A 12908-nucleotide genomic window follows, 5' to 3' on the forward strand; every position below is an offset into this window, starting at 1 on the left:
CAGGGAGAGTCCCGTGAGCGAAGTGGTAAAACTCGAGCGTCAAGACGTCATCGCGATCGTCACGGTCAACAGTCCTCCCGTCAATGCGTTGAGCGCCGCCGTGCGCGGCGGTATTTTCGAATGCATGAAAAGCGCGATCGCGGATGCGGAAGTGAAGGCAATCGTGCTGACCTGCGACGGCCGCACCTTCATCGCCGGCGCCGACATCACCGAATTCGGCAAGCCGCCGAAGCCTCCGGGCCTGGCCGAGGTGCTGGACCTCATGGAGAAGTCGCCGAAGCCGATCGTCGCCGCCATTCACGGCACGGCGCTCGGCGGCGGTCTCGAAGTCGCGCTGGCATGCCACTATCGCGTGGCGACCAAGGATGCGAGACTCGGCCTCCCCGAAGTAAAGCTCGGCCTGCTGCCGGGCGCGGGCGGTACCCAGCGCCTCCCGCGTGCGGTCGGCCCCGAACTCGCGGTCAAGATGATCGTCAGCGGGGACCCGATCAGCGCGGCGGATGCGCTCAAGAACGGCCTGATCGAAGAGATCGTCGAAGGTCCGGCAGCGGGCGGCGAAACCTTCGCGCGCAAGGTGCTGGCGGAGAAGCGCCCGTTGCGCAAGTTGCGCGACGATGATTCAAAACTTGCGGCTGCCAAGGCTGACATCTCGATCTTCACCAATGCGGTCGCCGCATTGACCAAGAAGGCGCGCGGGCTGGAAGCGCCGTTTGCGGCAGCGGACGCCGTGCGCGCCGCCATCGAGCTGCCTTTCGACGAAGGCCTGAAGAAGGAGCGCGAAGGTTTTCTCAAGCTGGTATCCAGCGACCAGTCCAAGGCGCAGCGTTACGCCTTCTTCTCGGAGCGTGAGGCGGCCAAGATCGCTGGCGTGCCCGAGGGCACCAAGCCGCGCAACGTTTCGCGCGTCGCCATCATCGGCGCCGGCACCATGGGCGGCGGTATCGCGATGTCGTTCGCCAACGCCGGTATCCCGGTGACGCTGATCGAGACCGGCGAAGAGCAGCTCAAGCGCGGCTTGGGCGTCATGCAGAAGAACTACGAGGCGACCGCCGCGCGTGGCGGCATCCCCGCCGATGCCCCGGCCAAGCGCATGGGCCTGATCGACGGCAAGGTCGGCCTCGAGAACGTCAAGGACGCTGACCTGGTGATCGAGGCCGTGTTCGAAACCATGGCGGTCAAGAAGGAAGTGTTCGAGGCGCTGGACAAGCACGCCAAGCCGGGTGCAGTGCTGGCGTCCAACACCTCCTACCTCAACATCGACGAGATCGCGAAGGTCACAAAACGTCCGCAGGACGTGCTCGGCATGCACTTCTTCTCGCCGGCGAACGTCATGAAGCTGTGCGAGATCGTCCGCGCCGACAAGACCGCGCCGGATGCGCTGACCACTGCCGTGTCGATCGCGCGCAAGATCGCAAAGGTGCCGGCCGTGGTCGGCGTCTGCGACGGCTTTGTCGGCAACCGCATGCTGGCCCAGCGCGGCAAGCAGTCCGAGAAGCTCTTGTTCGAAGGCGCCTTGCCGCAGCAGGTCGATGCCGTGGTGACGAAGTTCGGCATGCCGATGGGCCCGTTCGCGATGAGCGATCTCGCCGGCCTCGATATCGGCTGGCGTTCGCGGAAAGACCGCGGCATCAAGTCGGAGATCGCCGACGCACTGTGCGAGGCCGGACGATTCGGCCAGAAGACCGGCAAGGGCTACTACAAGTATGAGGCCGGCTCGCGCGCGGCGCTGCCGGATCCGGAAGTCGAGAAGCTGATCGACGAGACGCTGCAGCGTCTGGGACGCAAGAAGCGCGTCGTCAGCGACGACGAAATCCTGGAGCGCATGATGTATCCGATGATCAACGAGGGTGCCCGCATTCTCGAAGAGGGGATCGCGGCGCGTCCGAGCGACATCGACGTGATCTGGCTCTACGGCTATGGCTGGCCGATCTATCGCGGCGGCCCGATGTTCTATGCCGACCAGGTCGGGCTCAAGCACATCGCCGATCGTCTCTCCTATTACGCCAAGGAGACCAACGATCCCTCGCTCGAACCGGCGCCGCTGCTCAAGCGTCTCGCCGCCGAAGGCAAGACCTTTGCGTCGCTCGCGCAGTCGAAAGCGGCTTGATGGGCCGAGGGCCTCACTTCCCGTGGTTCCGGGGCATGCGAAGCATGAACTATGGTGCGCGGTTGCGCACCAGAGAACCTCGAGATTCCGGGTTCGCTCGCTAGCCGCGAGCGCCCCGGAATGACTCCCAACTGGCTGAACCCACATGATCCATCCCGGCGAGCAACATTATCCGCAAGGCGTCCGTTGGGACGACGCCCTCGAGCGCGGCGCGCTGCCTGATCTGCTGTCGCAGGCAGCATCCAGCTACGGCGCACGCCCGGCGATCGAATTCCGCGACCGGCCGATCAGCTATGCCGAGCTGGAGGACAAGGTCGAGGTTGCCGCGAGTGCCTTCCTGCGCGCCGGCTACGGCAAGGGCAAGTCGGTCGCCCTGTTCCTCGGCAACACGCCGGATCATCCGGTCAATTTCTTCGGCGCGCTGAAGGCGGGAGCGCGAATCGTGCATCTGTCGCCGCTCGACGGCGAGATCGCGCTGTCGCACAAGCTCACCGATTCCGGCGCGCGTATCGTCGTCACCAGCAATCTCTCCGCGCTGTTTCCGACCGCGCTGAAGTTTCTCGACAAAGGATTGATCGACAGGTTGATCGTCTGCGAGGACGACGCCTGGGGCGAGGTCGGCGTGCCGCAGACGCCGCTGCCGAGCAACTCCGCGATCATCACCTACAAGCAGTTCGTCGATGGCGTGACCAGGCCGGCCACCTGGCCGGCAATCGACGTCGAGGACGTCGCGTTGCTGCAATACACCAGCGGAACCACTGGGTTGCCGAAAGGCGCCATGCTCTCCCACGGCAATTTCACGTCCGCCGTGTCGATCTACGATGTCTGGGGCAGACCCGCGCGACTGGAGCGCAATGCGATCGAGCGCGTCATTTGCGTGCTGCCGTTGTTTCACATCTTCGCGCTGACCGTGGTGCTGCTTTCCTCGCTGCGCCGCGGCAATCTGGTCTCGCTGCACCAGCGTTTCGATGTGGAGGCTGTGATGCGTGACATCGAGGTAAAGCGCGCCACCGTTTTTCCCGGCGTGCCGACGATGTGGATCGCCATCGCCGCGCTGCCTGATCTCGATAAGCGCGATTTCTCGTCGCTGCGCAGCGCCGGCTCGGGCGGCGCGCCGCTGCCGATGGAAGTCGCAAGGATTTTTGAGCGCAAGGTCGGTATGAAGCTGAGGAGCGGCTGGGGCATGACCGAGACGTCCCCGGCTGGCACTGCGTATCCGGAGGATGGACCGGACAAGCCAGGTTCGGTCGGGGTGATGCTGCCCGGCATCGAGATAGACATCGTTTCGCTGGACGATCCGACGAAGGTGCTGCCGGTCGGCGAGGCGGGCGAACTCCGCATCAGGGGGCCGAACGTCACCAAGGGTTACTGGAACAAGCCGAAGGAGACCGCGGAGTCCTTTGTCGGCGATCGCTTCCTGACCGGCGACGTCGGCTACATGGATGCCGACGGCTATTTCTACCTGGTCGACCGCAAGAAGGACATGATCATCTCCGGCGGCTTCAACGTCTATCCGCAGATGATCGAGCAGGCGATCTACACCCATCCGTCGGTGCAGGAAGTCATCGTGATCGGTATCCCCGACGATTATCGCGGCGAGTCGGCGAAAGCCTTCATCACGCTGCGCGCGGGCGCTCAGCCGTTCACCATCGATGAGCTGCGCAGCTTCCTCGCGGGCAAGCTCGGCAAGCACGAGCTGCCGACCGCCGTCGAGTTCGCCGCGGAATTGCCGCGCACGCCGGTCGGCAAGCTGTCGCGCCACGAATTGCGCATGCAGCAGAAGTCGTCGCAAGCTGCCAACGGTAAGAACGTCGCTTAGCCGGAATGTAATCCGCTCACAGGAGGATCCGATGGATCTCGCTTTCAGCAAGGAAGAAATCGCGTTTCGTGAAGAAGTAAGAGCCTTCTTCCGGGACAACGTGCCGCCGGAGACGCGGCGCAAGATGGTTGAGGGCCGTCATCTCTCCAAGGACGAGATGATCGCCTGGTGGCGCATCCTGAACAAGAAGGGCTGGGGCGTCTCGCACTGGCCGAAGGAATATGGCGGCACGGGATGGACCTCGGTGCAGCACTATATCTTCAACGAAGAGCTGCAGATGCATCCGGCGCCAGCGCCGCTCGCCTTCGGCGTCAGCATGGTCGGGCCCGTCATCTACACCTTCGGCAACGAGAAGCAGAAGCAGCAGTATCTGCCGCGCATCGCCAATGTCGACGACTGGTGGTGCCAGGGCTTCTCCGAACCCGGCTCGGGATCGGACCTCGCCTCGCTGAAGACCAAAGCCGAGCGCAAAGGCGACAAGTACATCATCAATGGCCAGAAGACCTGGACTACGCTGGCCCAGCACGCCGACATGATCTTCTGCCTGTGCCGCACCGACACCAATGCGAAGAAGCAGATGGGCATCTCCTTCATCGTCTTCAGCATGAAGTCGAAGGGCGTCACCGTGCGCCCGATCGAGACCATCGACGGCGGCCATGAGGTCAACGAAGTGTTCTTCGACGACGTCGAGGTGCCGGTCGAGAACCTGATCGGCGAAGAGAACAAGGGCTGGGACTACGCAAAGTTCCTGCTCGGCAATGAGCGCACCGGCATCGCCCGCGTCGGCGTCTCCAAGGAGCGGCTGCGCCGCATCAAGGATCTCGCCTCCAAGGTCGAGTCCAACGGCAAGCCCGTGATCGAGGACCAGGGTTTCCGCGAGAAGCTGGCGGCCTGCGAGATCGAGCTGAAGGCGCTCGAACTGACCCAGCTCCGCGTCGTCGCCGACGAGGGCAAGCACGGCAAGGGCAAGCCCAACCCGGCATCTTCGGTGCTGAAGATCAAGGGTTCGGAAATCCAGCAGACCACCACCGAACTCCTGATGGAAGTGATCGGCCCGTTCGCCGCGCCTTATGACGTGCACGGCGACGACGGCACCAACGAGACCATGGACTGGACCGCCCAGATCGCGCCGAGCTACTTCAACAACCGCAAGGTCTCGATCTACGGCGGCTCCAATGAGATCCAGCGCAACATCATCACCAAGGCGGTGCTGGGGCTTTGATCTTCTCCCTCTCCTCGCCCTTCGCGGGGAGAGGGTCGGGGTGAGGGGCCTGTCTCCCAGCAAAGATTGCCGAGAGACCTGTACCCTCACCCGGAAGCGAGTTTCGTAGGATGGGTGGAGCGAAGCGATACCCATCACAACAAGTCCGAACAGTGCGATGGGTTTCGCTTCGCTCTACCCATCCTACGGGTTCGTTCGATTTCCATGCCTCAGGCATGATTTGAAGAGAGCAAAAGAACATGGATTTTGATTTGTCCGAGGAGCAGCGCCTTCTCAAGGAAAGCATCGACGGTCTGTTGACCGACTCCTACGATTTCGATGCGCGCAAGAAGTACCAGAAGGAAAAGGGCGGCTGGAGCAAGGCCGTCTGGGGCAAGCTCGCCGAGCAGGGCTTGCTGGGTCTGCCGTTCGCGGAAGCCGATGGCGGCTTCGGCGCTGGCGCGGTCGAGACCATGATCGTGATGGAGGCGCTCGGCAAGGCGCTGGTGCTGGAGCCGTATCTGGCGACGGTCGTGATCGGCGGCGGCTTCCTGCGCCATGGCGGCTCGGCCGAGCAGAAAGCCCAGCACATCCCCGGCATCATCGACGGCAGCAAGACGTTTGCGTTCGCGCAGCTCGAAAAGAACTCGCGCTACGATCTCGGCGATGTCGCAACCACTGCCAAGAAGAAGGGCGCAGGCTGGGTCATCGACGGCGAAAAATTCGTCGTGCTCAACGGCGAGAATGCCGACACGCTCATTGTCACGGCGCGGACCAAGGGCGGCCAGCGCGACAAGAGCGGCATCGGCGTGTTCCTCGTGCCGGCCAATGCCAAGGGCGTCACCCGCAAGGGCTATCCGACCCAGGACGGGCTGCATGCGGCCGACATCACCTTCACCGGCGTTGAGGTAGGCAGCGACGCTGCGATCGGCGATCCCGAGAACGGCCTCGCCCTGATCGAGCGCGTGGTCGATGAAGCCCGCACCGCGATGTGCGCGGAAGCTGTCGGCGCGATGGATGAATCGCTGAAGTCGACCGTTGAGTATCTCAAGACACGCAAGCAGTTTGGCGTGCCGATCGGCACCTTCCAGACGCTGCAGCACCGCGCCGCCGACATGTTCGTGGCGCTGGAGCAGGCCCGCAGCATGTCGATGTTCGCGACCATGGCGGCCGATTTCGACAGCGCCAAGGAGCGCGCGACCGCGGTCGCCGCCGCCAAGGTGCAGATCGGCAAGTCAGGCAAGTTCATCGGTCAGCAGTCGATCCAGCTCCACGGCGGCATCGGCATGACCCAGGAAGCCAAGATCGGCCACTACTTCAAGCGGCTGACCATGATCGAGAATACGTTTGGCGATACCGACTACCACCTCCGCCGCGTCACCGACGCGGGCGGGCTGGTGTAAGGACCTCCACCGTCATTGCGGGGCAACAATGTTGCCCCGTCATTGCGAGCGAAGCGAAGCAATCCATGGCTCCGCAAGGCAAAGCGTGGATTGCTTCGTCGCTTGTGCTCCTCGCAATGACGGGGAGAAATCAGGGAACAAACAACAATGAAAAACACCCCGTTCGATCTCACCGGCAAAGTCGCTGTTATCACCGGCTCCAGCCGCGGCATCGGCCGTTCCTCGGCCGAACTGCTGGCCAAGCTCGGCGCCAAGGTCGTGATCTCCAGCCGCAAGGCGGATGCCTGCCACGAAGTCGCCGAGGGTATCAAGAAGGCCGGCGGCGACGCCTATGTCATTCCCTGCAATATCTCCCGCCGCGAGGAAGTCGAGGCGCTGATCTCGGGCACGACAAAACATTACGGCAAGGTCGACATCCTCGTCTGCAACGCCGCGGTGAATCCGTATTACGGCCCGCTGCTCGACATCAAGGACGAGGCCTTCGACAAGATCATGGGCAGTAACGTCAAGAGCAACATCTGGCTCTGCGCGCTGGCGATCCCGCAGATGGCGGAGCGCGGCAATGGTTCGGTGGTGATCATCTCTTCCATCGGAGGCATGCGCGGTTCCACCGTGATCGGCGCTTATGGCATCTCGAAAGCGGCGGATTTCGCGCTGTGCCGCAGCCTCGCCGGCGAATGGGGTCCGAAGGGCGTCCGCGTCAATTGCGTGGCGCCGGGCCTCGTCAAGACCGATTTCGCTCGCGCGCTATGGGAAGACCCCGATAACCTCAAGCGCCGCACAGCCAGCACGCCGCTCCGCCGCATCGGCGAGCCCGACGAAATCGCAGGTGCAGTGGCCTATCTGGCGTCGGACGCGTCGACCTTCATGACCGGCCAGACCATCGTGGTGGATGGCGGAGTTACGACGGCAGCGACGTAATTCTTCCCTCTCCCGCGTGCGGGGGAGGGTGCCGAGCGAAGCGAGGCGGGTGGGGGTCTCTCCGCGAGTCCGCCTCTTAGTTTGTTGCGCTGCTTGCGCTCAATCTCTTGCGCTCTCATTCGCGGACGCACCCCCACCCCAACCCTCCCCCGCAAGCGGGAGAGGGAGCGCACCGAGCGCGCGGCAAGCTTCCCAACTTGACCTTCGCCTCCCAATCGGATTGCCTCTCCACAACCAAAACCTCCCGGGGAAGCAACGTCATGTCCTTTGTGCTGGCCATCGATCAGGGCACCACGTCCTCGCGCGCCATCGTGTTCCGCAGCGATATTTCCATTGCCGCTACGGCGCAGCAGGAATTCCCGCAGCATTTCCCGGCCTCAGGCTGGGTCGAGCACGAGCCGGAGGACATCTGGACGTCGACGGTAGCTGTCTGCCGCCAGGCGCTGGAAAAGGCCGGCCTGAAAGCCAAGGACATCGCCGCCATCGGCATCACCAACCAGCGCGAAACGACCGTGGTCTGGGACCGCGCCACCGGCCAGGCGGTGCACCGCGCCATCGTCTGGCAGGACCGCCGCACCGCCGACATCTGCGCCAAACTGAAGAACGAGGGCCACGAGCCGGCGATTTCGGCCAGGAGCGGCTTGATCATCGATCCCTATTTTTCGGGAACGAAAGTCGCCTGGATCCTCGATCACGTCCCCGGCGCGCGTGAGCGCGCCGCGCGCGGAGAACTGATGTTCGGCACCGTCGATTGCTACTTGCTGTGGCGGCTGACCGGCGGCAAGGTGCACGCGACCGACGCCACCAACGCCTCGCGCACGCTGCTGTTCAACATCCACACCGGCGAGTGGGACGACGAACTCTTGAAACTGCTGCGCGTGCCGCGCTCGATGCTGCCGGAGGTGAAAGACTCCTCCGCCAAATTCGGCGACAGCGACCCGAACCTGTTCGGCGGTTCGATCGCCATTTCCGGCATCGCCGGCGACCAGCAGGCCGCGACCATCGGTCAGGCCTGCTTCGAGCCCGGCATGATCAAGTCGACCTACGGCACCGGCTGCTTCGCGCTGCTCAACACCGGCATGACGCCGGTGGCGTCGAAGAACAAGCTGCTCACCACCATCGCCTATCAATTGAACGGCAAGCGCACCTATGCGCTCGAAGGCTCGATCTTCGTCGCAGGCTCCGCCGTGCAATGGCTGCGCGACGGTCTCGGCATCATCAAGCAGGCCTCCGAGACCGGGCCGCTCGCTGACAAATCCGATTCCATGCAAAGCGTCTATCTGGTGCCGGCCTTTGTCGGCATGGGCGCACCCTACTGGAATCCGCGCGTGCGCGGCGCGCTGTTCGGTCTCACCCGCAACACCGGCCCCGCCGAACTCGCGCACGCGGCGCTGGAGAGCGTCTGTTACCAGACCTTCGATCTCCGCGAGGCGATGCGCGCCGACTGGCCGGGCGAGAAGGCCGCCAACGTGCTGCGCGTCGATGGCGGCATGACCGCATCCGACTGGACCATGCAGCGGCTGGCCGATCTCCTGGACGCGCCGGTCGACCGCCCGGTAATCCAGGAGACGACTGCGCTCGGCGCCGCCTATCTCGCCGGCCTGCATGCCGGCGTCTATCCCGAACCGGCGAAGTTTGCCGATAACTGGCGGCTCGAACACCGCTTCAAGCCCAACATGAGCAAGGCGACACGGGATCGCAAACTCGCAGGCTGGGCGAGAGCGGTAAGGGGCGTGCTGGCGAGCGACGAGGGGGAGGGGTAGCAACCTTCCTCCGCCGTCATGGCCGGGCTTGTCCCGGCCATCCACGACTTTACTTTCCTGTTGTGTCCAAGACGTGGATGCCCGGGACAAGCCCGGGCATGACGATGAGAGAGCGCGCACGATGATCCTTCCCGACGGCTATTCCGACATCCCCGCCGGCAAGGTCGCCGCTGTCGTCACGCATCTGGAGATGACCGCGCGCCCTGCGCCGCGTCCCGATCCACGCGGTGCGTGGACGCTGCGCAGGGTCGAAACTCCTCCGCTCGACTGGTTTCGCGATCTCTATCGCCGCGTCGGCGAGGAGTGGTTATGGTTCTCGCGGATACGGATGCCTGACTCCGAGCTCGCGGCACGGCTACATTCGCCGCCGCTCGAAATCTACGCGATGGTCGATAACGGCCGCGACGAAGGTTTGCTCGAGCTGGATTTCCGTGAACCCGGCCACTGCGAAATCGGCATGTTCGGCGTCACCGTAAAACTGGTCGGCACCGGCGCCGGCCGCTGGCTGATGAACCGCGCGCTGGAGCTCGCCTGGTCGCGCCCGGTCACACGCGTCTGGCTGCACACCTGCACCTTCGATCACCCCGCCGCGTTCGCCTTCTACCAGCGCTCGGGATTTCGTCCATTCCGCAGACAGGTCGAAGTGTCGGACGATCCGCGGCTGGACGGCACAGCGCCGCGTGACGTGGCGCGTCACGTGCCGATTGTTGAGTGAAGCCGCGCGTTATATGCGCCCAATTGTTCAGTCTGGAAGTTCATAGGGCGTGAGACGCCACAGCCGTTCCGGCCACGGCTGCTGTGCCGGAAGCGCCAGTTCCCCGTAGCTGGATCGCAACGGTTGGTCTGGCTCCCAGAAATGGATAACAAAGACGACGCGATACTGAGATGCGTTGGGTAGCTCTTGGGTACGGTCGAGATTGATGAGCGTCTCGCCGTCCGGCGTAAGAAACTTTTCGTTCCATGCCGCTTGCCAGAGGTTCTCGGACTGCGCCGGATCTGGCTGAAAGAACTTGCCGATATCGAAGCTTGCGTCGGGGTTCGTGACCAGCACCTCGAGCACGGCCGCTTCATCCATGTGAGAACGGAAATTTTCGTCATCTTCCTGTCGATCCAAGTCGGTATATGGCTGCGGATCACGGCCAAAGCGCCGGAGCGTTTCCTTGATGTCTTCGGAAAAGTTAGCCGGGTCAGAAGCTTCGATCTGTTTTCTGATGAAGCGCGAGTACGCTTCCTTGTCTGCACTGAACGAGTACAGGCCGATGACCTTCAGCGAGGGAGATTTGTCGACTTCCATTCCAACCTGTGCCCGAGCAAAACTGATCAATAGTGGCAATACGATTAATATCGATACAAGTCGAGCTTTCACCATCATCCCTCAAAACACCTCCTGCTTCCCCCGCGCCAGCGAGAACCCGCGGCGGTCAGAGTTGAAGCACGTCACGCCCGTCTGCTCCGATTTGCAAGTAAACCCGCCGCGCTGCCACACCTCGCCATAGGCCAGCACCGGCAGCGACTTGTCCACCACAGTGTCGCCGTGGCAGATACGCGCGGCGGGACCTTTGGCGTTCATCTCGAAGGCGCCGCCGTAGTCGAGCTCGCAATCAGCAGGGCGGCGCGGCTTGGTGTCCATTGCGCCGATGTCGCAACGGAGCACGTTCTGCTTGTCGTAGTCGAAATACTGGCAGGCGACGTTCTTGGATGGCGACTGGAAGCCAGTCGGTCCGCTCTGCGCATACGCTGTGGCAGCTACTGTCAGCAGAGGAAGCATCAGAAAGGTCGGCAGCACACGAAGCATGATGTGTAACTCGTGAGTTGCAATGTGAAGCAGCGTACTTAGGATGGCGAGGAGCGCAACCCCGACCCGGCATGTCATGCCCGGACTTGATCAGGGCATCCATCAATTCTCGAAAGAGTCTTTCGAAGAGGATGGATTGCGGGTCTTCTAACGTGCAGGCGCGCTTCGCGCTTTTGCCCGGCAATGACGAGTGAGCACCATGATCCTGATCGGCCAATTCGACTCCCCCTTCGTCCGCCGTGTCGCCATCGCCATGCGGCTTTACGGCATCGATTTCGAGCACAAGCCGTGGTCGACCTTCGGCGATGCCGACAAGATCGCGGCCTATAATCCGCTGCGGCGGGTGCCGACGCTGGTGCTGGACAGCGGGGAAGCGCTGATCGAGAGCGCGATCATTCTGGATTATCTCGACGACCGCGTCGGCGCCGAGAAAGCGATGATCGCGCGGAGCGGCGAGGCGCGCTGGAAGCATCAGCGGATTTGCGCGCTGGCGATGGGGCTTGGCGACAAGGGCGTCAGCCTGCTTTATGAGCTCGTGCTGCGCAAGGACAAGCAACTCGATCTCTGGGTCGAGCGCTGCAAATCGCAGATCGCGGGCGTGCTTGAGGTGCTGGAGAAGGAGCGCGCCGCCGTCAAGACGCCCTATTGGTCCGGCGACAAGATCGGTCATTCCGATATCGCGGTGGCCTGCGTGTTGCGCTTCACCGGCGAGGCGCATCCCGCGCTGTTCGACGACCGCTATCCCGCGCTGAAGGCGCATTCAGAGCGGTGCGAGGCGCTGCCGCCGTTCCAGGAAATCGTCCAGCCGCTGGCGCCGCCGAAGGGGTGAGTGGCTGTTGCTGTTGTAGGGCGGGCAAAGCCAACGGGTCGCGCGAATGCGCGCCCGATGACAGGCTCCGCGTGCCCACCTTCTATGCCGAGAGAAGGGTGGGCACGTCGCTACGCTCCTTTGCCCACCCTACGGCTGCGCTCGCACGAGCGTGAGCCGTAGGCCCAATCCTACTTTGCATGGGGTTGTTTTCGCGATTTTTTCAGGCCGAGTGAGGCGCGTCCGGGAAGTTCGCGCCGGCCCGGTGGTCAGCCTCGCGTTCAGGCCTTCGGCCGCATCGCCTCCGGCGTATCAGCCTGCTGCAGCGGATGCGCGCTGGCAAATTCCGGCAGAGCCATCGCGGTCTCGAAGATGCGCTTCACGTTCGGATAGGTCGAGAGATTGACCTGATGGGTCAGCGCGACGGTGACGTGGCCGACCATGCAGATGTCGGCGAGCGTCGGCCGATCGCCGTGGCAGAACTTTCCGGTGTCCTTGTTATCAGCAAGATGCCCCTCCAGCGCCGCCAGCGTCTCCACGATCCAGTGCCGCCGCCAGGCCGCCTGCTGGGTGTCGCGCAAATTCAGTTCGTGATCGAGATAGCGGCGCACCCGCGGTGTCAGCAGCGGATGGCCCTCGCAGGCCACCATCAGCGCCAGCGCACGCACGCGGGCGCGGCCGTTGGGGTCAGTGGGCAGCAGCGGCGGGGAGGGATACTTCTCGTCGAGATATTCGAGGATGGCGAGCGACTGGAATAGCGTGGTGCCGTCATCCTCAACCAGCGCCGGCAGCGCCATCTGCGGATTGACCTTGCGATAGTCGGCTTCGCGATGCGCATTGGCGTCGATGTCGACGAAGATCACCTCGGCCGGCACATTTTTCAGATTGAGCGCGATGCGCACGCGAAAGCTCGCCAGCGATCGCCAGAACGAGAAGAATTTCATGGGAATACAAACTCCGTCATGCCCGGACTTGATCCGGGCATCCATCGCTTTCGCAGGACTCTTGTGAAGATGGATCACCGGGTCAAGCCCGGTGATGACGAGGGAGTTGTGCCGATGTTGCTGCTTACCCTCCCCTGGAGGGGGAGG

At 63.3% G+C, this 12908-nt stretch carries 11 protein-coding genes; 8 read left to right on the forward strand and 3 right to left on the reverse strand.

All coding sequences use genetic code 11. The features are described from left to right. The first annotated feature begins 13 nt into the window (after window positions 1-13). The 7 genes from AC0QUY_RS29690 (at window position 14) to AC0QUY_RS29720 (ending at window position 9929) form a co-directional block, all read left to right on the forward strand. On the forward strand, window positions 14-2107 hold the full coding sequence (locus tag AC0QUY_RS29690) for a 3-hydroxyacyl-CoA dehydrogenase NAD-binding domain-containing protein (RefSeq protein ID WP_475389785.1): 2094 nt from the start codon (window positions 14-16) through the stop codon (window positions 2105-2107). A gap of 145 nt (window positions 2108-2252) precedes the next feature. Continuing rightward, a complete protein-coding gene (gene pimA / locus AC0QUY_RS29695; protein WP_475389786.1) occupies window positions 2253-3926 on the forward strand; it encodes a dicarboxylate--CoA ligase PimA in 1674 nt (557 codons plus the stop codon). A 31-nt stretch (window positions 3927-3957) separates the two neighbouring features. Next, window positions 3958-5148 (forward strand): pimeloyl-CoA dehydrogenase large subunit, encoded by a 1191-nt coding sequence (gene pimC / locus AC0QUY_RS29700; RefSeq protein ID WP_161851699.1) that lies wholly within the window; start codon window positions 3958-3960, stop codon window positions 5146-5148. A 239-nt stretch (window positions 5149-5387) separates the two neighbouring features. Next, window positions 5388-6530, forward strand: coding sequence for a pimeloyl-CoA dehydrogenase small subunit (gene pimD / locus AC0QUY_RS29705; protein ID WP_475389787.1), 1143 nt, complete (start codon window positions 5388-5390; stop codon window positions 6528-6530). 147 nt (window positions 6531-6677) lie between these two features. Continuing rightward, entirely contained in the window at window positions 6678-7451 is a 774-nt protein-coding gene (locus tag AC0QUY_RS29710; RefSeq protein ID WP_161851701.1) for an SDR family NAD(P)-dependent oxidoreductase, read from the forward strand. A gap of 260 nt (window positions 7452-7711) precedes the next feature. Beyond that, window positions 7712-9214, forward strand: a complete 1503-nt coding sequence (gene glpK, locus AC0QUY_RS29715; protein WP_475389788.1) for a glycerol kinase GlpK — start codon at window positions 7712-7714, stop codon at window positions 9212-9214. Between the two features lie 121 nt (window positions 9215-9335). Then, on the forward strand, window positions 9336-9929 hold the full coding sequence (locus tag AC0QUY_RS29720; RefSeq protein ID WP_475389789.1) for a GNAT family N-acetyltransferase: 594 nt from the start codon (window positions 9336-9338) through the stop codon (window positions 9927-9929). A 27-nt stretch (window positions 9930-9956) separates the two neighbouring features. Here AC0QUY_RS29720 and AC0QUY_RS29725 read toward each other — a convergent pair whose 3' ends face one another. Together AC0QUY_RS29725 and AC0QUY_RS29730 are read right to left on the reverse strand one after the other, a co-directional pair. Continuing rightward, a complete protein-coding gene (locus AC0QUY_RS29725; RefSeq protein WP_475389790.1) occupies window positions 9957-10508 on the reverse strand; it encodes a hypothetical protein in 552 nt (183 codons plus the stop codon). An 81-nt stretch (window positions 10509-10589) separates the two neighbouring features. Beyond that, window positions 10590-11009 carry a DUF6636 domain-containing protein gene (locus AC0QUY_RS29730; protein ID WP_475389791.1) on the reverse strand — a complete coding sequence of 140 codons (420 nt, stop codon included), beginning with the start codon at window positions 11007-11009 and terminating at the stop codon, window positions 10590-10592. Between the two features lie 199 nt (window positions 11010-11208). On the opposite strand from AC0QUY_RS29730, the gene AC0QUY_RS29735 reads away from it, so the two are divergent. Continuing rightward, window positions 11209-11838 carry a glutathione S-transferase family protein gene (locus AC0QUY_RS29735; protein ID WP_475389833.1) on the forward strand — a complete coding sequence of 210 codons (630 nt, stop codon included), beginning with the start codon at window positions 11209-11211 and terminating at the stop codon, window positions 11836-11838. Window positions 11839-12098: 260 nt separating this feature from the next. Here the strand turns inward: AC0QUY_RS29735 and maiA are convergent, their stop codons facing one another. Further along, window positions 12099-12761 carry a maleylacetoacetate isomerase gene (gene maiA / locus AC0QUY_RS29740; RefSeq protein WP_475389793.1) on the reverse strand — a complete coding sequence of 221 codons (663 nt, stop codon included), beginning with the start codon at window positions 12759-12761 and terminating at the stop codon, window positions 12099-12101. Window positions 12762-12908 lie beyond the last annotated feature (147 nt).

The organism is Bradyrhizobium sp. WYCCWR15520 (genome assembly GCF_056174665.1).

Excerpts from the sequence above, each read along its gene's own strand:
- AC0QUY_RS29710 (WP_161851701.1), top strand. The coding sequence starts at position 6,678 with ATGAAAAACACCCCGTTCGATCTCACCGGCAAAGTCGCTGTTATCACC.
- pimD (WP_475389787.1), top strand. The coding sequence starts at position 5,388 with ATGGATTTTGATTTGTCCGAGGAGCAGCGCCTTCTCAAGGAAAGCATC.
- glpK (WP_475389788.1), top strand. The coding sequence starts at position 7,712 with ATGTCCTTTGTGCTGGCCATCGATCAGGGCACCACGTCCTCGCGCGCC.
- AC0QUY_RS29720 (WP_475389789.1), top strand. The coding sequence starts at position 9,336 with ATGATCCTTCCCGACGGCTATTCCGACATCCCCGCCGGCAAGGTCGCC.
- pimA (WP_475389786.1), top strand. The coding sequence starts at position 2,253 with ATGATCCATCCCGGCGAGCAACATTATCCGCAAGGCGTCCGTTGGGAC.
- AC0QUY_RS29735 (WP_475389833.1), top strand. The coding sequence starts at position 11,209 with ATGATCCTGATCGGCCAATTCGACTCCCCCTTCGTCCGCCGTGTCGCC.
- pimC (WP_161851699.1), top strand. The coding sequence starts at position 3,958 with ATGGATCTCGCTTTCAGCAAGGAAGAAATCGCGTTTCGTGAAGAAGTA.
- maiA (WP_475389793.1), bottom strand. The coding sequence starts at position 12,761 with ATGAAATTCTTCTCGTTCTGGCGATCGCTGGCGAGCTTTCGCGTGCGC.
- AC0QUY_RS29730 (WP_475389791.1), bottom strand. The coding sequence starts at position 11,009 with ATGCTTCGTGTGCTGCCGACCTTTCTGATGCTTCCTCTGCTGACAGTA.
- AC0QUY_RS29725 (WP_475389790.1), bottom strand. The coding sequence starts at position 10,508 with ATGGAAGTCGACAAATCTCCCTCGCTGAAGGTCATCGGCCTGTACTCG.